Source organism: Nitratireductor sp. GISD-1A_MAKvit, from assembly GCF_040819555.1.
In the GTDB taxonomy this organism is placed as follows: domain Bacteria; phylum Pseudomonadota; class Alphaproteobacteria; order Rhizobiales; family Rhizobiaceae; genus Nitratireductor.
Genome location: NZ_CP161920.1, coordinates 1,717,398 through 1,737,611 on the forward strand (window position 1 = coordinate 1,717,398; position 20,214 = coordinate 1,737,611).

Annotated in this window: 13 protein-coding genes and 2 pseudogenes; 8 read left to right on the forward strand and 7 right to left on the reverse strand. The window is 61.0% G+C overall.

Features of this window, described 5'->3' with window-relative positions; genetic code table 11:
* The first annotated feature begins 99 nt into the window (after positions 1-99).
* Together ettA and AB2N04_RS09535 are read left to right on the forward strand one after the other, a co-directional pair.
* Entirely contained in the window at positions 100-1,749 is a 1,650-nt protein-coding gene (ettA, locus tag AB2N04_RS09530) for an energy-dependent translational throttle protein EttA (protein ID WP_367718546.1), read from the forward strand.
* Positions 1,750-1,989: 240 nt separating this feature from the next.
* Entirely contained in the window at positions 1,990-3,111 is a 1,122-nt protein-coding gene (locus AB2N04_RS09535) for a beta-ketoacyl-ACP synthase III (RefSeq protein ID WP_367718774.1), read from the forward strand.
* Between the two features lie 12 nt (positions 3,112-3,123).
* Here AB2N04_RS09535 and AB2N04_RS09540 read toward each other — a convergent pair whose 3' ends face one another.
* Positions 3,124-3,459 (reverse strand): DUF2293 domain-containing protein, encoded by a 336-nt coding sequence (locus AB2N04_RS09540; protein ID WP_367718547.1) that lies wholly within the window; start codon positions 3,457-3,459, stop codon positions 3,124-3,126.
* Positions 3,460-3,583: 124 nt separating this feature from the next.
* On the opposite strand from AB2N04_RS09540, the gene AB2N04_RS09545 reads away from it, so the two are divergent.
* Together AB2N04_RS09545 and metF are read left to right on the forward strand one after the other, a co-directional pair.
* Positions 3,584-4,603 carry an ArsR/SmtB family transcription factor gene (locus AB2N04_RS09545; protein ID WP_367718548.1) on the forward strand — a complete coding sequence of 340 codons (1,020 nt, stop codon included), beginning with the start codon at positions 3,584-3,586 and terminating at the stop codon, positions 4,601-4,603.
* A complete protein-coding gene (metF, locus tag AB2N04_RS09550) occupies positions 4,603-5,523 on the forward strand; it encodes a methylenetetrahydrofolate reductase [NAD(P)H] (RefSeq protein WP_367718549.1) in 921 nt (306 codons plus the stop codon). Before AB2N04_RS09545 ends, metF begins: the two co-directional genes overlap by 1 nt.
* A gap of 354 nt (positions 5,524-5,877) precedes the next feature.
* Here the strand turns inward: metF and AB2N04_RS09555 are convergent, their stop codons facing one another.
* On the reverse strand, positions 5,878-6,801 hold the full coding sequence (locus AB2N04_RS09555; RefSeq protein ID WP_367718550.1) for a DMT family transporter: 924 nt from the start codon (positions 6,799-6,801) through the stop codon (positions 5,878-5,880).
* A gap of 186 nt (positions 6,802-6,987) precedes the next feature.
* Between AB2N04_RS09555 and AB2N04_RS09560 the strand changes: the two genes are divergently transcribed.
* Positions 6,988-8,208 carry an alanine racemase gene (locus AB2N04_RS09560; protein WP_007008376.1) on the forward strand — a complete coding sequence of 407 codons (1,221 nt, stop codon included), beginning with the start codon at positions 6,988-6,990 and terminating at the stop codon, positions 8,206-8,208.
* Between the two features lie 29 nt (positions 8,209-8,237).
* A complete protein-coding gene (locus AB2N04_RS09565; protein ID WP_367718551.1) occupies positions 8,238-9,695 on the forward strand; it encodes a cation:proton antiporter in 1,458 nt (485 codons plus the stop codon).
* Here the strand turns inward: AB2N04_RS09565 and AB2N04_RS09570 are convergent.
* Entirely contained in the window at positions 9,692-10,870 is a 1,179-nt protein-coding gene (locus AB2N04_RS09570) for a lytic murein transglycosylase (protein WP_367718552.1), read from the reverse strand. The two genes, AB2N04_RS09565 and AB2N04_RS09570, sit on opposite strands and share 4 nt — an antisense overlap.
* Positions 10,871-10,913: 43 nt before the next feature.
* Positions 10,914-11,717 carry a GH25 family lysozyme gene (locus AB2N04_RS09575; protein WP_367718553.1) on the reverse strand — a complete coding sequence of 268 codons (804 nt, stop codon included), beginning with the start codon at positions 11,715-11,717 and terminating at the stop codon, positions 10,914-10,916.
* Positions 11,718-11,846: 129 nt separating this feature from the next.
* On the opposite strand from AB2N04_RS09575, the gene AB2N04_RS09580 reads away from it, so the two are divergent.
* The gene (locus AB2N04_RS09580; RefSeq protein WP_367718554.1) at positions 11,847-13,247 is read left to right on the forward strand and encodes a serine hydrolase domain-containing protein; all 1,401 of its coding nucleotides are present in this window, start codon (positions 11,847-11,849) and stop codon (positions 13,245-13,247) included.
* Between the two features lie 137 nt (positions 13,248-13,384).
* On the opposite strand, the gene AB2N04_RS09585 is transcribed toward AB2N04_RS09580, so the two are convergent.
* From AB2N04_RS09585 to AB2N04_RS09595, 3 genes and pseudogenes are all read right to left on the reverse strand, one after another.
* On the reverse strand, positions 13,385-14,062 hold the full coding sequence (locus tag AB2N04_RS09585; RefSeq protein ID WP_367718555.1) for a class I SAM-dependent methyltransferase: 678 nt from the start codon (positions 14,060-14,062) through the stop codon (positions 13,385-13,387).
* Between the two features lie 2 nt (positions 14,063-14,064).
* Entirely contained in the window at positions 14,065-15,309 is a 1,245-nt protein-coding gene (locus AB2N04_RS09590; RefSeq protein ID WP_367718556.1) for a DUF3419 family protein, read from the reverse strand.
* A gap of 129 nt (positions 15,310-15,438) precedes the next feature.
* A pseudogene (locus tag AB2N04_RS09595) lies at positions 15,439-19,066 on the reverse strand (hydantoinase B/oxoprolinase family protein).
* Positions 19,067-19,224: 158 nt separating this feature from the next.
* On the opposite strand from AB2N04_RS09595, the pseudogene AB2N04_RS09600 reads away from it, so the two are divergent.
* Positions 19,225-20,209 (forward strand): annotated as a pseudogene (locus tag AB2N04_RS09600) (TRAP transporter substrate-binding protein).
* Positions 20,210-20,214 lie beyond the last annotated feature (5 nt).

Below are 20,214 nucleotides of genomic sequence, written 5' to 3' on the forward strand. Positions count from 1 at the left end.
TTCCCTCCTTGCGGCGGATTGCCCCGTCGCTTCGTTTGGCCTACATACGCTGCGCAACAGGTTCCCCCAATTCGAGTGAGACGGAGCGCGACGAGCCACATGGCACGCCAATTCATTTACCACATGTCCGGCCTCAGCAAGGCCTATGGCTCCAAGAAGGTTCTGGAGAACGTTCATCTGTCCTTCTACCCCGATGCCAAGATCGGCATTCTCGGTCCCAACGGCGCGGGTAAATCGACCGTTCTGAGGATCATGGCCGGCCTCGACAAGGAATTCACCGGCGAAGCCTGGCTCGCCGAAGGTGCCACCTGCGGTTACCTTCCCCAGGAGCCGCAGCTCGATCCGGCCCTCGACGTCATGGGCAATGTGATGGAGGGTGTGGCCGCCAAAAAGGCGATCCTCGACCGCTACAACGAACTCATGATGAACTACTCCGACGAAACAGCGGAAGAGGCATCCGAGCTACAGGACAAGATCGACAGCCAGAACCTCTGGGATCTGGAAAGTCAGGTCGAAATGGCGATGGAGGCGCTGCGCTGCCCGCCGGGTGATGCGTCCATCGATCATCTTTCGGGCGGTGAAAAGCGCCGCGTGGCGCTGTGCCAGCTTCTTCTGCGCCAGCCCGATCTCCTGCTCCTCGACGAGCCGACCAACCATCTGGATGCCGAGACGACGGCATGGCTTGAAAAGCACCTGCGCGAATATCCCGGCGCCGTGCTGATCATCACCCACGACCGCTACTTCCTCGACAATGTCACCGGCTGGATTCTCGAGCTCGACCGTGGTCGGGGCATCCCCTACGAGGGCAATTACACCGCCTATCTGGAAGCCAAGGCCAAGCGCATGCAGCAGGAGGGCCGCGAGGAAGCCGCCCGCGAGAAGGCGCTGGCGCGCGAGCGCGAGTGGATGGCCGCCAGCCCCAAGGCCCGTCAGGCCAAGTCCAAGGCCCGTATCCGCGCCTATGACGAACTGGTGCAGTCGGCCGCCGACCGTCGACCCGGCGACGCGCAGATCATCATTCCCGCCGGCGAGCGGCTCGGCAATGTTGTCATCGAGGCCGAAGGGCTTACCAAGGGCTATGGCGACCGCCTTCTGATCGACAATCTCGAGTTCAAGCTGCCGCCCGGCGGCATTGTCGGCGTCATCGGTGCCAACGGTGCTGGTAAGACCACGCTCTTCCGCATGATCACCGGTCAGGAGAAGCCGGACGCCGGCGAAATCCGTGTCGGCGAAACCGTCAAGCTCGGCTATGTCGACCAGAGCCGCGATTCGCTCGATCCCGACAAGACGGTCTGGGAAGAGATTTCCGGCGGCAATGACATCATCAAGCTTGGCGCCCACGAGGTGAACAGCCGCGCCTATTGCTCGTCCTTCAACTTCAAGGGCGGCGACCAGCAGCAAAAGGTCGGATCGCTCTCCGGTGGTCAGCGCAACCGCGTTCACATGGCCAAGCTGCTCAAGGAAGGCGGCAACGTTCTGCTGCTCGACGAACCGACCAACGACCTTGACACCGAGACGCTGGCAGCGCTCGAAGATGCGCTGGAAAGCTTCGCCGGCTGCGCCGTTATCATCTCGCATGACCGCATGTTCCTCGACCGCCTGGCCACGCACATCCTCGCCTTCGAAGGCGACAGCCACGTGGAATGGTTCGAGGGCAATTTTGAGGATTACGAGCAGGACAAGATCCGCCGCCTCGGCCCTGACAGCGTCAATCCGAAGCGCGTGACCTACAAGCGCCTGACGCGGTAGACAGGCGAGACTTGGTCAGTAGAATATGCGTGAGGGGGCTTCGGCCCCTTCATCTTTTTGACATTTAGACTCTGTTTGAGTGAATCAGTGAAAATCGGATCGTGAACGTCCGCAAGCGTGTTTCCAGGACACCATGGCGGTTGATCGGAAATCCGCCCCAGAAGGCAAACACAGGCACGGACCATGTTGCGCACCGGCGAGACAGAAGCTTCAGATTTTGCACCGCACCATTCGAACGCCATGACGCGCGTCTGCGTTGGCGGGGTTGGCGTGGAAATCCCCGAAGAATCGATCTCGAATGAAGAGTTGGTCGAAAGCTTCAATGCCTGGGTCGACACGGAGAACCCGCAGCGCGAGGCGAGAGGACTGCCGCCTCTGGCAAAGTCCGACGCGGATTTCATCGAGAATGCCTCCGGCATCAAGCGTCGTCATGTCTATGAGCGCGAGGGCATTCTTGATCCTGCCCGTATGGCGCCCAACATTCCCGCCCGGGCTGATGACGAGCTTTCCGTCATGGCCGAGTTTGGCGTTGCCGCAGCGCGCAAGGCGCTCGCCCATGCCGGTGTCGAGGCGCGCGATGTCGATCTCGTCATCTGTGCGTCCGCCCATCATCAGCGGCCCTATCCGGCCATCGCCATCGAAATCCAGAAAGCGCTGGGGACGAGCGGTGCGGGCTTCGACCTTGGGCTTGGCTGCTCCTCGGCGCTCGCCGGCCTGCATGTGGCCACCAATCTCGTGCGCTCCGGTGCACATCGCCGTGTGCTTGTCGTCACGCCGGAACTCATCACCGCGCATCTGAATTTCCGCGACCGGCAGACCCATTTCATCTTCGGTGACGCCTCGGTGGCCGTCCTCATCGAGGCGCTGGGCGCGAGCGAAGAGCGCCCCGGTCGTTTCGAGATCGTCGACACGCGCAGCTGGACCCAGTTTTCCAACAACATCCGTACGAATTTCGGCTTCATGAGCCGCCTGGCACAGGACGATCCGTCCTATCTCGCCATGGAAGGCAATCTCATCAAGCAGAATGGCAACAAGGTCTTCAAGGATGTGACCGTTGCCGGCCACAAGTTCATTGTCGACTTTCTGGCAGAGCACGGCCACACGCCCCACACGATGCGTCGCTTCTGGCTGCATCAGGCCAATGCGCGTATGAACGCCATGATCCTCAAGCTGGCCTTCGGCGGCGAGGTGGGACAGGACCGCGCGCCAACCGTGCTCGACCGGCTGGGAAATACGGCAGCCGCTGGAGCCATCATCGCGCTGGAAGAGACGCACCGGGACATGCAACCCGGCGAGCATGGGCTGCTTTGCGCGTTCGGTGCGGGTTATTCCATCGGCGGTGCACTGCTCAGGATGATGTAGCGCTCTGCCGCATTAATCCTGCCGGGCTTCCAGCCCGTCCTCTTCTTCCGGATCGAGCAGACGTGTAGCGCGCCAGCGCGTCAGAACCGTGTTGATGTCGTCGACGATGAAATGCCGCGCCGCGTCCCGGTCGTAGCCGTCTTCGAGCATCTGATCATAATCCGTATGCTCATGTCGTATATGGGTGATCGTGGCGAGCCACACCGCGATGGCTGGCGGCAGGGTGCGCAGCTTGCGGTCACTGGCCTTATCGCGGATCGCCTCGGCATCGGCCATGGGCGCCCAGGGAATCAGAAGCGTCAACGCCTTGTCGACCGATTTGCGCCGTCCGGTGGAGGCCCGCTTCATTCCTGAAACCCTTGTTTTGTGTGGATGCTGCGCGTTTTGGTGCGTTGTGCACACTGGACCGTGTCATCTTGCCAAGCAAGTCGAAACGATATAAACATATCTTTATATCTATTGGGAGAAGCGCATGCTCATGCGTCCGGCAATTCAACTCGACCAGATGGTCGACACGTTGAAAGCGGCGGCAGAAACCAGCCGCCTGCGCATCCTTGTGCTTTTGTCGCAGGGGGACCTGACGGTGACCGACCTGACCGAAATCCTCGGTCAGTCGCAGCCGCGTGTTTCCCGCCATCTCAAGCTTCTTCTGGAAGCCCAGCTCATTGTTCGCTATCAGGAAGGGTCCTGGGCCTATTTCCGTCTCTCCGATGCCGAGGCAGCGCGCGAGTTTGTCGACGGTGTGGTTGGCAGGCTGGATCAGGCTGATCCGGTCATCGAGCGCGATCTGGAGCGCCTCGGCGCCATCAAGCGCCGCCGTGAAGAGCGGGCGGCGGAGTATTTTTCACAAAATGCGGCCAGTTGGGACCAGATTCGCTCACTCCACGTGCCCGACAAGGCGGTCGAGGAAGAGCTTTTGCAACTGATCGGCGCGCGGCCGTTTCAGTCCATGGTCGATCTTGGCACTGGCACGGGGCGGATGCTGGAGCTTTTTGCGCCTCTCTATCAACGCGCCGTCGGGATCGACCTCTCGCGTGAGATGCTGGCGGTCGCCCGCTCCAATCTCGACCGCGCCGGCATTGGCCATGCGCAGGTTCGGCTTGGCGATATTTCCGCCCCGCAGCTCGAGCGAGATGCCCATGATCTGGTGACCATCCATCAGGTCCTGCACTATATCGACCGGCCAGGCATTGCCATACGCGAAGCCGCCCGGCTCTTACGGCCGGGTGGGCGGCTGGTGATCGTTGATTTCGCGCCGCATGAGCATGAGTTCCTGCGTGAAGAGCATGCTCATATGCGTCTTGGACTGGCCGATGGCCAGATTGCCGAATGGCTCGAAGAGGCCGAGCTCGACCTCACCGAAACACTTGAATTTGCGCCGCAGGGTGAGGCTGGAAAAGGCCTTACGGTCAAGCTCTGGCTTGCCCGCGACCGGCGCATGCAGATTGCTGACGGCGCAGTGCCGTCATTTGCTCAAAAGGAGACGGCTTGATGCCGCAACAGCGTTTTTCCCGCCAGCCCGATGCGGCCGGCAAGCTCCGTGTGTCGTTCGAGTTCTTCCCACCGAAGACGGATGCCATGGAGGCGCGTCTGTGGGAGACGGTGAAACGGCTTGAGCCGCTTTCCCCGTCCTTCGTCTCCGTCACCTATGGTGCCGGCGGCTCCACACGCGAGCGTACGGCGCGCACGGTAAGGCGCATTCTGGAGGAAACGCGGCTCACGCCGGCTGCGCACATGACCTGCGTGGATGCATCGCGTGAAGATGTCGACCAGGTGGTGGGCGAGTTCGTGGATATGGGCGTTAAGCGCTTTGTGGCCCTGCGCGGCGATCCGAGTGCCGGTGTCGGTGCTGCCTATCGGCCTCATCCCAACGGCTATGCCAATGGCGCCGAGCTGGTCGGTGCGATGAAACGTCAGGGCGATTTCGACATTTCCGTTTCCGCCTATCCCGAGAAACATCCGGAGAGCCCGGACTTTGCGACCGATATCGACATGCTGAAGCGCAAGGTCGACAATGGTGCCACGCGCGCCATCACGCAGTTCTTCTTCGACAACGATCTTTATGAGCGCTATGTCGAGCGCGCGCGTCGTGCCGGCATTTACATCCCGATTGTTCCAGGTGTCCTGCCGATACACAATTTCAAGCAGGTCGCCAATTTTGCGGGGCGTTGCGGCGCAAGCATCCCTGCTTGGCTTGCTGAACGGTTCGCCGGGCTGGAAGACGAGCCACAGATTCACGCGCTTGTGGCTTCGGCCGTCGCTGCCGAACAGGTGCTCGACCTCATGGAACGCGGCATTGACGATTTTCATTTCTACACAATGAACCGGGCCGATCTAGTCTACGCGGTCTGCCACATGATCGGCATTCGGCCGCATACCGGCACGAAGGTGGAGCAACCTGCCGCCGCATGAAATCCTGCTGCTGTATGAAAATAAGGGCCGGAACGACCGGCCCTTTTCGTATGGTATTAACAAATTCCGGATCCGCTGCCTTTGAGGTGGCTGTTCCGGTTATGCGTTTACGGCAAAACGCCCATTACCAGGGCGCCGATGAACACGAATGCCGCACAAATCATCAGTGCATTCACAGGCCGTGTCAGTCCCATGGCATAGCCTCCTCTGCTAATTTATGGGTCGGATTCTATGGATGGACCGGCATCCGGCAAGCGGATTTTATGCTGCGCTGCGGCAAGTTTGTGAAAAAAACCACCTTTCAATGCCGCGTGCGTTTGAATTCATTGGGCATTCGGGCCGATTCACTTTGTGTTAACGGATGCGCGCAAGAACCCGCCCGTCGATGATGAGCAGTCCGGTGGCGATCAGCACCATTCCTCCGATTTCGAAGAAAGCCAGTCGTTCACCCAGAAGAAGACTTCCCAGAAGGATGGCGCTTACGGGATTGAGAAAGGTAACGAGCGATGCATTGGTAGCGCCAGCGTTTGCCAGCACCCGGAAATAGATCAGATAGGCAAACGCCGTTGACAGAACGGCAAGTCCGATGACCGCGGCCCAGATGTTATCGGAAAAGCTGAACAGGTTTTCCGGTCCGTAGAGTGTGAGCACCAGCGGAATCATGATGATGGTGGAGGCGGTGAGCTGCCCCGTGGCGACGACGGTTGGGGGAACGCCGCGAAAGCGACGCCCATGGATGAAGGCGAGACCATAGGAGATGGCCCCTCCGATCATGGCGAGCTTCGCCCAGAGTGGGCCGCCCAGCCCGTTGAGGAGACCCGGGCCGATCATCACGCCCGTGCCTGCAATGCCGAATGCGATGCCGGTCAGCTTCACCGGGGTTAGTTTTTCATCGGTGGTGAGCATGTTGGCGAGGATCGCGGTCCAGAATGGCGTCGTGGCGTTCAGCACTGAAGCAAGCCCCGCACCCACCTTGGTCTGGCCCATGAATATCAGTGAAAAGGGAATGACGTTGTTCAGGAGGGCCAGCACGAAAAAACTGCCGGCGAGCGGCAAGGCAATGCGAAAAGACGGTCCGCGAACGGCAAGGAATGCCTGAAGGACAAGCGCGGCAATCGACACGCGAAACATGACCAGCATGAGCGGCGGCATTTCGCTGACCGCGACACGGGCGAAGAAGTAAGAGCCGCCCCACACAGCGCCAAGCAGCAGGAGAAGCCCCCAGTTCCGGGCAGACATCTGAGGCGCGTTTGTCTGGGCGGGTGCCTGTGCGGTCATTGCGGGACTCTCAATTCGGGATCGTTCATGTGTCCAGCGCATTAATTAATGAGGAGGGGAGCGCCCACCCGAAACCTGCCCGGCTGCAATTTCCGCCGCGAACGTCCGGGTGGAGCGTTTACATGAACGGCAAATCCACTACGCTTCCCTTCCGTCCTTTGCGTTCATCCGAACCAGGAGCTGCCCATGCAGATTTTTGAGACCGCCCGAGACGCTGCCCTCAAGCTACGTCCCGATGATCCGGTCTACTGCTTCCGGCCCGAAGTGTTGAAAGCCGATGCACGCGATTTCATGGGGCAGTTTCCCGGCAAGACAGCCTATGCGGTGAAAACCAATGGTGAGAAGCTCGTTTTAAAAACGCTGGCCGAGGCCGGTGTCGAAGCCTTTGATGTGGCGTCTCCGGCAGAGTTCGCAGCCGTACGCTCCGTCGCACCCAACGCCGAGATGCTTTACATGCATCCGGTCAAGGCGCAGTCGGACATTCGGCTCGCACTTGAGGAATATGGCATCCGCGTCATCGTGGTTGATCACGAGGATGAGGTGACGAAACTGATCCGCGTGGTTCGGGCGCTCGACATCGACCCCGGTTCACTCACCGTTTTCGTGCGCATTCAGACCAAGGGCCATGCGGCCTACGAATTGTCGAAGAAATTCGGCGCGGGTCCCGCGCAGGCGGTCGAGCTTTTGCGCCGACTGGACCGGCACGGCTATAAGCTCGGCCTGTGTTTCCATGTGGGGTCTCAGATCCAGGATCCGGACACCTATGAGCGTGCGCTTGCCTCGGCAGACTGGGTGCGGGGCAGGGCAGGCGTCGAGCTTGCCGCGCTCGACGTGGGAGGCGGTTTCCCGGCGGAGTATGGCCACGATCCCAACCGCAAGAAGCCCGAGATGCCAAGCCTTGACGAGATCATGGCGCGGCTGCGGGCCGATATCGTGGAGTGGGGTTTTGACGATATGCCGCTCGTGGCGGAGCCCGGCCGCGTCATCGTCGCGCGCGCCTTTTCGCTGATCGTGCGCGTTCTCCTGCGCAAGGGCCGCCGGCTCTACATCAATGACGGGATCTGGGCCTCGCTCTCCGATTCATGGACAGGAAAGATCACCCTCCCGGCCCGTTTCATACCCGATCCCGCGATCCGCAATCGCAATGGCGATCCTGAAAAGCTGGTGCCGTTCAAGGTTTGCGGGGCGACCTGCGATTCCGTGGATATCCTCTCGCGGCCTTTCTGGTTGCCGGAAACGGTGGATACCGGCGACTGGATCGAGATCGGCCATATTGGCGCCTATTCCCTGTCGCTAAGAACCCGCTTCAACGGGTTTTATCCCGATACGTTCGTCGAGGTGAAAACACCTTTTGATGCGGGCTCCGCACCGGAAGGCTTTGCCAGCCTCGAAACCATGGCGGACTGATCGGCAGCAAAAGGGAAGGAAACCTGACCTTGGAAGCGGAAGCACATGCCTTTCCATTGACGGAGGTCGCCTTTGTCCTCCTGGTGGCCATTGCGCTCGGGCTCGGCCTGATGCGCCTCAAACAGCCGCCACTGGTGGGGTTCATTCTGGCCGGCGTTCTCATGGGGCCAACCGGTTTTGGCCTGATCGGCAATTCCGAAAGTGTCACCGCGCTTGCCGAGATGGGCGTCTTGATGCTGCTCTTCTTCATTGGCATGGAGCTCTCGCTCAGAGCCTTCATCATGAGCCTCAGACCTGCTGTGCTCGTGGCCTTTGGGCAGCTTTCGGTGGCGCTGGCCATCGGTCTTTCGATCGCGTGGATGGCCGGGACAGGCGTGGCCGAAGGGATCATCTTCGGCTTCATCATCGGCATTTCCAGCACGGTCGTCGCCATGAAAATGCTCGACGACATGGATGAACTGCGCGGCGATGCAGGGCGCATCGCCATAGCGGTTCTCATCGCACAGGATATCGCCGTTGTGCCGATGCTCATCATCGTCTCCGCGCTGGGTGGCGCGGATACCAGCCTCGTTGCCATCGCTGCAAAAGTGGCACTGGCGGTCGGTTTTCTCGGCTGGCTCCTGTGGTGGCTTGGGCGGCGCGGCAAGCTGCGCGTACCCTTTGCCGATGCGATTGCCGACAATGTCGAAATCCTGGCGCTTGGCGCGCTGGGTGTCTGTTTCGGTGTGGCGGCTCTCTCGGGTTTTCTCGGTCTTTCGCCCGCCTATGGTGCTTTCGTTGCCGGCATTCTGGTGGGCAATTCCAACCTGCGCGCGCGCATCATTCCCGTGATCGAGCCGATCCAGAGCATCCTCGTCGTGATCTTCTTCCTGTCCATCGGTCTGTTGTTCGATTTGAGCTATATCTGGAACAATCTCTGGATGGTGCTGGGAGCCGCGCTCCTCGTCATCGCGGCCAAGACGCTGCTCAACGTTTTTCTGCTGCGTGCCACCGGGCATGACCGCAACACGGCGCTGATTGGCGGTCTTTCCATGGCGCAGATCGGCGAGTTTTCCTTCGTCCTGGCGGCGGCCGGCCTGTCGGCGGGCGCGCTGGGGCAGGACAGCTATCGTCTCGCGATCGCCGTCACCGCAATCTCGCTTCTGTTCTCGCCTGCCTGGATGTCGGTCATGCGCCGCATCGAAGATGTCGCAGCCAAGGGCTTTTCCTCCTATCGCGAGGCGCTTTCAGAAGCCTATGCCGATGAGATCGGGAATGTCGGTGAGGGGCTCTGGTGGGTGCGTGCCCGTTATCGCGCAGGCCGTATGATCCTGCGCAAATGGCGCGCCCGCCGTGCGCTTGAAAGGGCAACGAAGGCTGCTCGGAAGAAAGAGGAAAAGACGGAAAAGGAAGCCGCCGAGGCGACGGCCGCAGCCGAAATGGCGGAAGAAAAACCCCGGCGAGCTGGTGAAGAAGCGGCTGCCGGGGCGTCTGGAGCAAGAGCCTAAAGGTTGGAAAACAGCGTCGGTGTCGGCCATCCGTCGGCAGGCAGGCCAAGGCGCAGTTGTTCCTGGCGAACGGCCTCGCGCGTGCCGGCACCCAGTATGCCGTCGACCCCGCCCACATCATGACCCCGCTGTTCAAGCTTGCGCTGCAATTGCTTCATCGTTTCGGGCGCAAGCCCCTGCTCGGGAGATCGCACATCGAAACGCGGTGCGCCATCGAGACGCGTGGCCAGATGCGCGGCCGTGAGTGTGTAGATCAGAGATTTGTTCCATTCCAGATAGATGTCGTAATTGTCGTAGACCAGAAAAGCCGGGCCCTTGTGCCCCATCGGAAGCACCAGGCCTGTTGGCATCCTGTCGGAAGGTAGCGGGCTGCCATCACGACGTGTCACACCCATTGCCGCCCATTCCGAGCGTGGCAGCTTGTTGACACGGCCAGTTTTTTCCCACGCCATCTGGGCCGGAACACGAACTTCTTCCATCCAGGGTTCGCCGGGTTTCCAGTCCAGAGACTGGAGGTTTTTTGCAGCCGTCAGAATGGCATCGGGCGAACTCCCCTTCAGATCCACCCTGCCATCGCCGTCCCCGTCCACACCCTTGGTTAGGTAGTCGGAAGGCAGCATTTGCATCTGGCCGATTTCTCCCGCCCAGGCACCGGTAACACTGGCAGGCACCCAGCCCTGATCGATGAGCCTTAGAAGGGCGATCAGCTGCGGGCGAAAGAGTTCTGGCCGTCGGCAGTCATGCGCCAGCGTGGTAAGGGCATTGAGCGTGGAAAAATCACCCTGCACGGCACCAAAATCCGTCTCCAGCGCCCAGAAGGATGCGATCACCGGGCCCGGAATACCAAACTCGTTTTCTGCCCTCTTGAACGTGCTTGAATATTTCTGGAGGTTGGCTGCACCGTTTTTCAGCCGGTAGCTGTTGATCATTCGATTGGCGAATTCAGCAAAGGTCTGGTTGAAGACACCCTGCGCGCGGTCCCGTTGCAGAACCTTCTTGTCGATACCGGCGCGGTCCAGCGCAGAAAGTCCGCCTTCGCCGATGCCAGCGGCCGCCGCTTCCCGCCGCACACCATCACGCCAGGCTTTGAAGTCGCCGCCGCACTTCTGCGCTGCGGCGGTTCCGGTTAGGCTCAGGGCAAATAGCACTCCGAGCGCGATGGATTTTCTGCGCATGTGTCAGCTCCTTGTTTGGAGGGCGAAAAGGTCTGTTCGGTGATCAGCTGGCATTGGCCCTGAGCCAGTTTTGCCAGGCCCTGTTGTTTCCGTTGAACACGTTGATGTCGGCCTTTCCCTCGATCCCCGGGATCACTCCCGTGCCCGTATATTGCCAGAAGACCCATGGATGGTTCGAATATTTGTCATCAGGATGGCCGGCCACCGAGCGCAGCCAGAAGGGATAGCCCTTGAAGCTGCTCAGATTATTGTCATCGAAGAAGTCGATCGAGGTGTAGATGATGGGCCGCTTGCCATAATGCTGCTCTACCGCGTTGAGAAAAATCCGCATCTGTTCGCGCACTTTTTCAGCCGGCGGGCGAAGGGTGCAGGTGGGCGAAAAGGGTGTCCACTCCATGTCCAGAACGGGCGGTAGCGCGGAAGGATCCCGGGGTACATTCTTGATGAACCAGCGCGCCTGTTCGATGGCCGGGCGGCAGTGATAGAAGAAATGATAGGCTCCACGCGGAACACCCGCGGCCTTTGCTGCGCGCCAGTTGCGCGCAAAATACTCGTCCACCATGTCACCGCCTTCGGTGGCCTTGATGAAAGCGAAGGAGATATTGTTGCTGGCAACTTTCTTCCAGTCGATATCGGCCTGATATTTGGCCACATCCGTCCCGTGCACCGCATAATGCCAGGGTGCACCGCCTTCCCATTCGTGCGGATCGGAGTCGGCGAAGCGCACCACCCGGCCACTGTTTGTCGCGGCAGGCTGCACCGTAGGAGCAACGTCGGAAAAATCGTAGTTGACGGTTGAGCAGCCGGCGAGCAAGGCGAATAGACTGGCGATCATCAATCGACGCATGATGAGCTGGGCTCCTCAGGGTGCGAATCATATGAGTGAGGCATTGTCAGTAGAAATAGGCGAACTTGTCGGCCCAGTCACCACGGGATGAGCCGTGCGGCCGTTACGAGTGAGAGGGAGCAGGTCAGAATGCGCACCGGTTTCAGGCTCTTATTATTATCGTTTTCGCTTATACTTATCGCGGCCACCGCTGGAGCAGCGTTCTGGCTTTACGTCGCACCACCAGCCCTCACTCGTGTCGGCTCCAACTACGCGGCCAAGATCATCTGTTCCAATGTGTTTGTCGCCGGGCGCGACGCACAGACGGTACTTGAGCGTGATGTGCAGGCCCCCGGACATCCGCTTCTGAAACTCATGCGCTTCCGTGTGGATCCGACCGACGCAACCGTCCACACCGGCCTCTTCGGTGTCTTTGGCAACGGGCTTGCCGTCTATCGGGGGACGACCGGCTGCGCCGTAGTGCCCGATGGTGATGTGAAAGCTGCGCTCGGCATCCGTTTTCAGGGAGTTGAACCCGCTCCAAGGAGCATGGATTTGTGGCCGGATGGGGTTAGGATCGACGTTGACAACTATCCCTTGGTGGCCGAGTTGCTCGATGATCCCGCCCTCACCGGCCCTGGCATGCGCGCCGTTGTCGTCGTGCGGGATGGCCGCATCATCGGGGAACGCTTCGGAGAGGATGTGGCTCACTACGACCAGCCCCTTATCGGCTGGTCGCTGACCAAGACCGTCACTGCAGCTCTCATTGGTACCCGGGTCAAGGCTGGCCGATTATCCGTCGAAGACAGCAACCTCTTCCCCGAATGGGCGAATGATGAACGCTCCAGGATCACCGTCGCCGATCTTCTTGGAATGGAGAGTGGTCTCTACTTCAACGAGGATTACGGCGATGTGAGCGATGTCACGCGCATGCTCTATCTGGAGACGGACATGCCGGCGTTTGTAGCCGGGCAGCCGCTGGAAGCGCCCAGGGGCGAGGTTTTCAACTATTCGAGTGGCACCAGCGTCCTCCTGTCGCGTGTGTGGCAGGACACGTTCAAGGCGCCGCAGGATGCGCTGGTCTGGCCCTATGACGCCCTGTTCGGTCCGCTAGGCATGGATAGCGCGGTCTTCGAAACAGATACGCGCGGCACCTATGTCGGTTCCTCTAACCTCTATGCGTCTGCGCGCGACTGGGCGAAGTTCGGTCAGCTTCTCCTTCAGGACGGGGTGTGGAAGGATGAACGCATTCTGCCGGAAGGGTGGGTGCGGTGGATGCGTACCCCTACAAAAGCTTCCGGAGGTGAGTATGGCCGTCATGTCTGGTTGCACGGCCCCCGCGCCAACACGCCGCGCGGCGTTCCGGAAGACGAGGGGTTCGACCTGCCAGCCGATGCATTCTGGATGCTCGGTCATGACGGTCAGACCATCACGGTCATCCCGTCTTTGCGCATGGTGGTGGTGCGCATGGGCCTCACGCCCTCGCGCCTCGGCTACAAGCCGCAGGCGCTGATCGAGGCTCTGGCGAAATTACCGGGGAAGATGGAATAGGGTGGAGTGGTGCGTGGTTCGACAAGCTCACCATCAGGGACGTGGAGCTTCGCGGTGAAGATCGGTTCCCCCCCTTGCTCACGAGTCGCACAGCCAATCACCTCCCTCATGGTGAGCTTGTCGAACCACGCACCACGTTACTGCAACAGTATCTCGTCTGCTGCGGGCAGTTCCACAATCGCCTGCACGGCGTAACCGCGAAAAGACGAATCGAAACGCAGGCTTGCGCCCCGTTTCTCGCATTCCGATTCCAGCGCTTCACGCAGTGAATCACGCGGCGTCACGTGGAAGGCCGCAAGCCAGCGCCGCAGTCCTGCGCGAAACCAGCCCGGCAGCCGCTCCTGCCGGCCGAAATCCACAATGTGCAGCGAGCCGCCGGGCGCGACGCAGTCGAGCCCGGCTGCAATGGTCTCGCGCCATGGCGGGATCATCGACAGCGAATAGGAGATGAAAACCCGCTCGAAGCGGGCCTGTCCGAACAACGCCTCGGCATCGAAGGACGATGCATCGCCTTTGGCCAGTCGGGCATCGATCCCCTCGCGCTCCATGCGCCGCCGTGCCGTGGCAAGCATCGCCTGCGAGATGTCGAGGCCGAAGAGCCGTGCTTTCCGATAATGTTGCGAAACAAGCGCCAGGTTGCGCCCGGTGCCGCAGCCGAGTTCCAGCACCGCGCCGCCTTCCGGCACCTTGAGATCGCGGATGAGGCTGTCGCGCCCAAGCAGATAATATTTGCGCGTCAAATCGTAGATATGGCGCTGGCGGCGATAGACGCCGTCCATCAGGCCTGCATGCGCGGCAGTCTGCGGCATGACCATACTCAGCCGGCTTTAACGTAAAGGTGGAACCCGCCATAGATTGCCGAGCGGTCATTGGCCAGGAGCTCACGCGAGCGGACCTTCTCATAGCGCCAGTGGTTCAGGATATTGTCGTTCACGCGGCCCGGCAAAAGGCTCGGCGCTGCGGCGGTGCGGAAGATGACGCGCGCGCCAGGTGCTGCCGTGCGGGTGATCTCGCTCCACAGCGCGTTGAGCTGATCGTCGTTCATCCAGTCCTGCGCGTCGAGCAGAACGTAGCGGTCCACGCTCTGTGCCGGCTTTTTGCCGAGCACATCCATCAGGTTCGCGTGGTGCACCGTCACATTGTCCACCGCAGCGCGGATCGTTTCGAAGTTCCTGCGCTCCAGATAGGCGGGCAGGGTTGCCTCGCCCTGCGCGGGATAATGGCGGGCGAAGGCCTGCCAGGCGAAATAGTTTTCCTTGAGCGGAAAATGGCAGGCGAGCTTTTCCAAACGGCTCGACAGCACGTCCGCCATGGTGCCGTCACCCGCCGTGATGAGCGAGTCATACTGTGCTGGCGGGATCCCGAGACCAAACAGCGATGCCTTGCGCGAGGTGGCCCAGCGCACAAGCGCACGGTCGAACAGCGGGCGTAACTGCTCGTCAAAGAAGATGCGCTGATCGCGGAGCGAGCGCGACTTCATGATGTCGGCCGGGTTCACGCCATAGAACTTTGCGACGGTGTGACCGGCGGCGATGAAGAAGCCGAGCAGGCCCTTGCGGTAGAAATTGCGCGTGAAGGCGTTGATGCGCGGGCGGCCAAGCGGCCCGCGCTTTTCCCAGTGTCGCCGGGACTGGGCATCCAGCGCTGGCGCAATGAAGCGGCGATAGGCTTCGCTGTTGGAGCGCTGGTTGGTCGCGCCGAAAAAACGCAGCAGATCGCCATGAGCAGGCAGTGTCTTGAACGCAGTGAGCTTCAACCGGTTGAGCGCCACATGGGCGGCGTTCAGGTCCACGGCGTCGATCTTCGCCGGCTGGCGGGTGAGATAGGCCAGCACATTGCAGCCGCCCGACGCGATGGTGACGATGCGATGGCTCTCATCGAGTTCCATCGCCGCGATGTCCACATCGGGGTCTTCCCAGATCTGCGGGTAGACGAGGCCCGAGAAAAGGAGGGCGAAGAGGCGTTCGGAAAGGCCTGCGCGCGTGGTGGCCCTGTTCTGATAGACCGCCTTGCCGAGATGGCGGCGGGTGGAAAGGCCGGTGCCGGCTGAAAGATCTGTCATGGGTCTCTTCCCTCAATCTTTTGTTGAGGGGCTACTGCGCTTCCATGACAGGCGCGTGAACGCTGAATGACCGAGTGTGACGGGGCTGTTAAAGGCGGGGAATATTCCCCGCCCGCAGTGCCGAGCGCTCTACGCCCTGCCGAACCCACCGGCGGTGGGCGTGGTGACGATCACCGCTTCACCGGCCTCGATCACCGTCTGGTCGCAGCCCTTGAGCGTTTCGACAAGACCGTCCTTGCGGCGCACCTCGGTCTTGCCCATTTCGCCGTTTCCGCCGCCCTCCACGCCGCGTGGCGGCAGGGTGCGGTGGGAAGAGAGAATGGCGCATTCCATGGTTTCGAGGAAGCGGATGGTGCGGCGCGTGCCGTCGCCAGCATTCCACTTGCCCTTGCCGCCGGAACCCTCGCGGATGTGGAAGTCCTCAAGCAGAACCGGGAAACGCAGTTCGAGGATTTCAGGGTCCGTCAGGCGTGAATTGGTCATGTGGACATGAACGCCCGACGCACCGTCAAAACCGCGCCCGTCATTCATGTGGCCAGCCGGCGAGCCGGAGCAGATGGTCTCATAATACTGATACGCGTCGTTGCCGAAGGTCAGGTTGTTCATCGTGCCCTGGCTGTTGGCGATCGCCTTCATAGCGCCGAACAGCGCGTTGGTGACGTGCTGGGACGTCTCCACATTGCCGGCCACCACTGCCGCCGGATAGGAGGGGCGCAGCATGCAGCCTTCGGGGATCACGATGTTGATTGGCCGCAGGCAGCCCGCATTCATCGGGATCTGTCCTTCCACCATGACGCGGAAGGCATAGAGCACGGCAGCACGGGTCACCGGTTCGGGCGCGTTGAAATTGTTCTTCTGAACGTTTGACGTGCCGGTGAAGTCGACGGTCGCCTCGCGCTTCTCGCGGTCGACGGTGATCTTCACCTTGATCACCTGGCCCGTGTCGGTCGGATATTCATATTCCGATGCGTCCGGCAGGCGTTCGAGCACGCGGCGCACGGCTTCCGCCGCATTGTCCTGCACATGGCCCATATAGGCCTGCACCACGTCCAGACCGAACTGGTCGATCATCTTGCGCAGTTCCGCCACGCCCTTTTCGTTGGCGGCAATCTGCGCCTTCAGATCGGCGATGTTCTGGTGCGGGTTGCGTGCGGGGTAGGGGTGGTCGGTCAGAAGCGTGTGCAGTTCCTCTTCGCGGAACCTGCCGCCTTCGACGAGGCAGAAATTGTCGAACAGCACGCCTTCCTCATCCACCGTGGTCGCCAGCGGTGTCATGGAGCCGGGTGCTGTGCCGCCGACATCGGCATGGTGGCCGCGCGAGGCGGTGTAGAACAGAATGTTCTCGCCGTGATCGTCAAACACGGGCGTGACGACCGTGATGTCGGGCAGATGCGTGCCGCCATTGTAAGGCGCGTTCAGCGCGAACACGTCGCCGGGGCGGATATTGCCCTTGTTCAGGCGGATGACGGTTCCCACCGAGCGGTCCATGGAGCCCAGATGCACCGGCATGTGCGGGGCGTTTGCCACCAGCGCGCCGTTCTGGTCGAAAACCGCGCAGGAGAAGTCGAGCCGCTCCTTGATGTTCACCGAATAGGCGGTGTTCTGCAGCGTCACGCCCATCTGCTCGGCGATCGACATGAACAGATTGTTGAAGACCTCCAGCATTACCGGATCGGCCTCGGTGCCGAGGGCTGCCATGCGGGCCTTCTTTTCCACGCGCCGCATCAGGATGTGGTCGAGCGCGGTGATCTCGGCCTGCCAGCCGGGCTCCACGACAACCGTCTGGTTGGCCTCGATGATGAGGGCAGGGCCGTTGATTTTCGCACCGCGCGAAAGCGTTTCGCGCCGGTAGATGCCGGCATCGTGCCATGCACCGTCACAGAAGATCGCGCGCTTTTCGCCGGGGGCGGGCATGGCGTCGCTGGTTGCCTGCTCCTGCTCAACGGGGCGGCCATCCCCGGCGTCAAGTCCCTCGACGCTGACGGCTTCCACCACCATCGGCTTGTCGTCATAAACGAAGCCGAACTGCGCCTTGTGCGCTGCCTCGAAGGCGGCCCCTGGCGGCCTCAAGCGATCCGTCAAAGGCAATGGGCAGTGTCGTGTCGGTGCCCTCATAGCGGATTTCGAGCTTGGTGGCCCAGGCGATCTTGTCGCCGGTAATGCCCTGATCGGCAAGCTCTTCGCGCACCTCTTCGCGCAGCGAGCCCGAAAGCGCTTCGATGGCGTCCAGCGAGCTTTCCGAAAAGGCTTTCATCAGCGCCTGCTGGCGCGAGGCGAACACGGTCGCAAGCCCGATGCCATAGGCCGACAGCAGGCCCGACATGGGATGGATGAGCACCGCTTCCATGCCAAGCGCGTCGGCTACGAGGCAGGCATGCTGGCCGCCCGCGCCGCCGAAGCAGTTGAGGAGATAGCCCGTCACGTCATAGCCGCGCTGCACGGAAATCTTCTTCACCGCATTGGCCATGTTTTCCACGGCAATGGTGACAAAACCTTCAGCCACCGCCTCGGGTGGGCGTCCGTCGCCGAGCTTTTCAGCCAGCTCGGTGAAACGCGCGCGCACGGCGTCCACGTCGAGTGGCTCGTTCTGCGCGGGGCCGAAAATGGCGGGGAAGAAGTCGGGCTGCAATTTGCCCAGCATCACGTTTGCGTCGGTCACGGCCAGCGGCCCGCCACGACGATAGCAGGCGGGGCCGGGGTTTGCGCCGGCCGAATCCGGACCGACCTTCAGCCGGTTGTCCTCAAAATGCAGCACCGAGCCGCCACCGGCGGCCACGGTGTGAATGCGCATCATCGGCGCGCGAATGCGCACGCCTGCCACTTCCGTGTCGAAGGCGCGTTCATATTCTCCATCATAATGGGCGACATCCGTAGAGGTACCGCCCATGTCGAAGCCGATCACCTTGTCGAAGCCGGCAAGCCGCGCGGTCTCCACCATGCCGACCACGCCGCCGGCGGGGCCGGAAAGAATCGCGTCCTTGCCCTGGAATTTGTCGGCTGCCGTCAGGCCGCCCGACGACATCATGAATTTGAGTCCCGGGCCTTCGCCGTTCTCGTCGACGCCCAGTTCGGCGGCCACGCGGCTCACATAGCGTGACAGGATCGGCGACAGATAGGCATCCACAACCGTTGTGTCGCCACGCCCCACCAGCTTGATGAGCGGCGAGGTCTCGTGGCTGACGGAGACCTGCGAGAAACCGGAGTCGCGGCAAAGGCTTGCAGCGGCTTTCTCATGTTCCGGGAATTTCCAGGCATGCATGAAAACGATGGCGACCGCGTCGATGCCGTCAGACCTGGCCGCCTCGATCTCGCCTTTCACGGCGTCGAGATCGAGTTGCGTTTCCACCGTGCCATCGACCCTGCGGCGTTCCGGCACCTCGATCACGCGCTCATAGAGCTGTTCGGGAAGGAGGATTTCCTTGGCGAAGATGTCGGGCCGCGCCTGATAGGCGATTTTCAGCGCATCCCGAAAGCCTCTGGTGATGAGAAGCGCCACGCGATCGCCCTTGCGCTCCAGAAGAGCGTTGGTGGCAACCGTCGTGCCCATTTTCACATCGCCGATCAGATGCGAGGGCATGGGCTCGCCCTTCTTGACGCCCAGATGATCGCGAATGCCCTGTATGCCGGCATCGGCATAGGCCTCCGGATTTTCAGAAAGCAGCTTGCGGGCATGGAGCCCGCCATGGGGGTCGCGGCCGATGACGTCGGTGAATGTGCCGCCGCGGTCGATCCAGAAATCCCATTTCCCTGCTGTCATCATCACTTCCTTCGCATTATCCTTGCCAAGAGGAGAACCATGTCTCGGATAAAACGTCAATAATTTATTGACATATTATCTGAGTGTGCAACGCTGATCATATTGCAATAAGAATGGCGGGAAACGCCTCCTTTGCGTCACACAATGGGAGACTTGATATGCATCATTCCACGAAATTCGCTCTGGCTGCCGCTGCGCTTGCCTTTGCAACTACGGCATCTACTGCGGCATCTGCCCAGACCAGGTGGGACATGCCGGTGCCTTATGGCGACACCAATTTCCACACGCAGAACATCGTCCAGTTCGCCGAGGATGTGAAAGCCGCCACCGATGGCGGGCTGGAAATCACCGTTCATTCGAGCGGGTCGCTCTTCAAACACCCCGACATCAAGAATGCCGTGCGTCAGGGGCTGGCCCAGATCGGCGAGGTTCTGGGGTCTCGTCTTTCCAATGAAGACCCAATCTACGAGGTGGATTCCATCCCTTTCCTGGCCACCAGCTACGATGACGCGAAGAAACTCTATGACGCGTCGAAGGACCAGCTTGCCGCAAAGCTTCAGGAGCAGGGGCTTCAGCTGCTGTTCTCCGTGCCATGGCCTCCGCAGGGGCTGTACTCCAAGAAAGAGATTTCTACGGTCGACGATCTCAAGGGGCTTAAGATGCGCGCCTACAATGCTGCCACGGAGCGGCTAGCCCAGCTTGCCGGTGCATTGCCGACACAGGTCGAGGTGCCGGATCTGCCAACAGCCTTCGCCACCGGCCGAGTCGAGGCCATGATCACCTCGCCATCAACCGGTGCAAACACCAAGGTGTGGGATTTCCTCTCGCATTACTCGGACACGCAGGCCCTGGCTCCCGCGCAATATGGTTTTCGTGAACAAGGCCGCGTTCGATGCACTGCCCGAAGACCAGAAGGCTGCCGTTCTCGAGGCCGCAGCCACTGCCGAGAAGCGGGGCTGGGAGGCTTCCGTCAAGGAAACCGAGGACAAGACGAATATTCTGAAGGAGAATGGCATCACCGTCACCATGCCGAGCGCCGAGCTCAAGGAAGGGCTGGCCGCTATTGGTGAAGAAATGTCCTCCGAGTGGGCGGAAAAGGCCGGCGATCAGGGCAAGGCCGTGCTCGAGGCCTACAGGAACTGACCGCT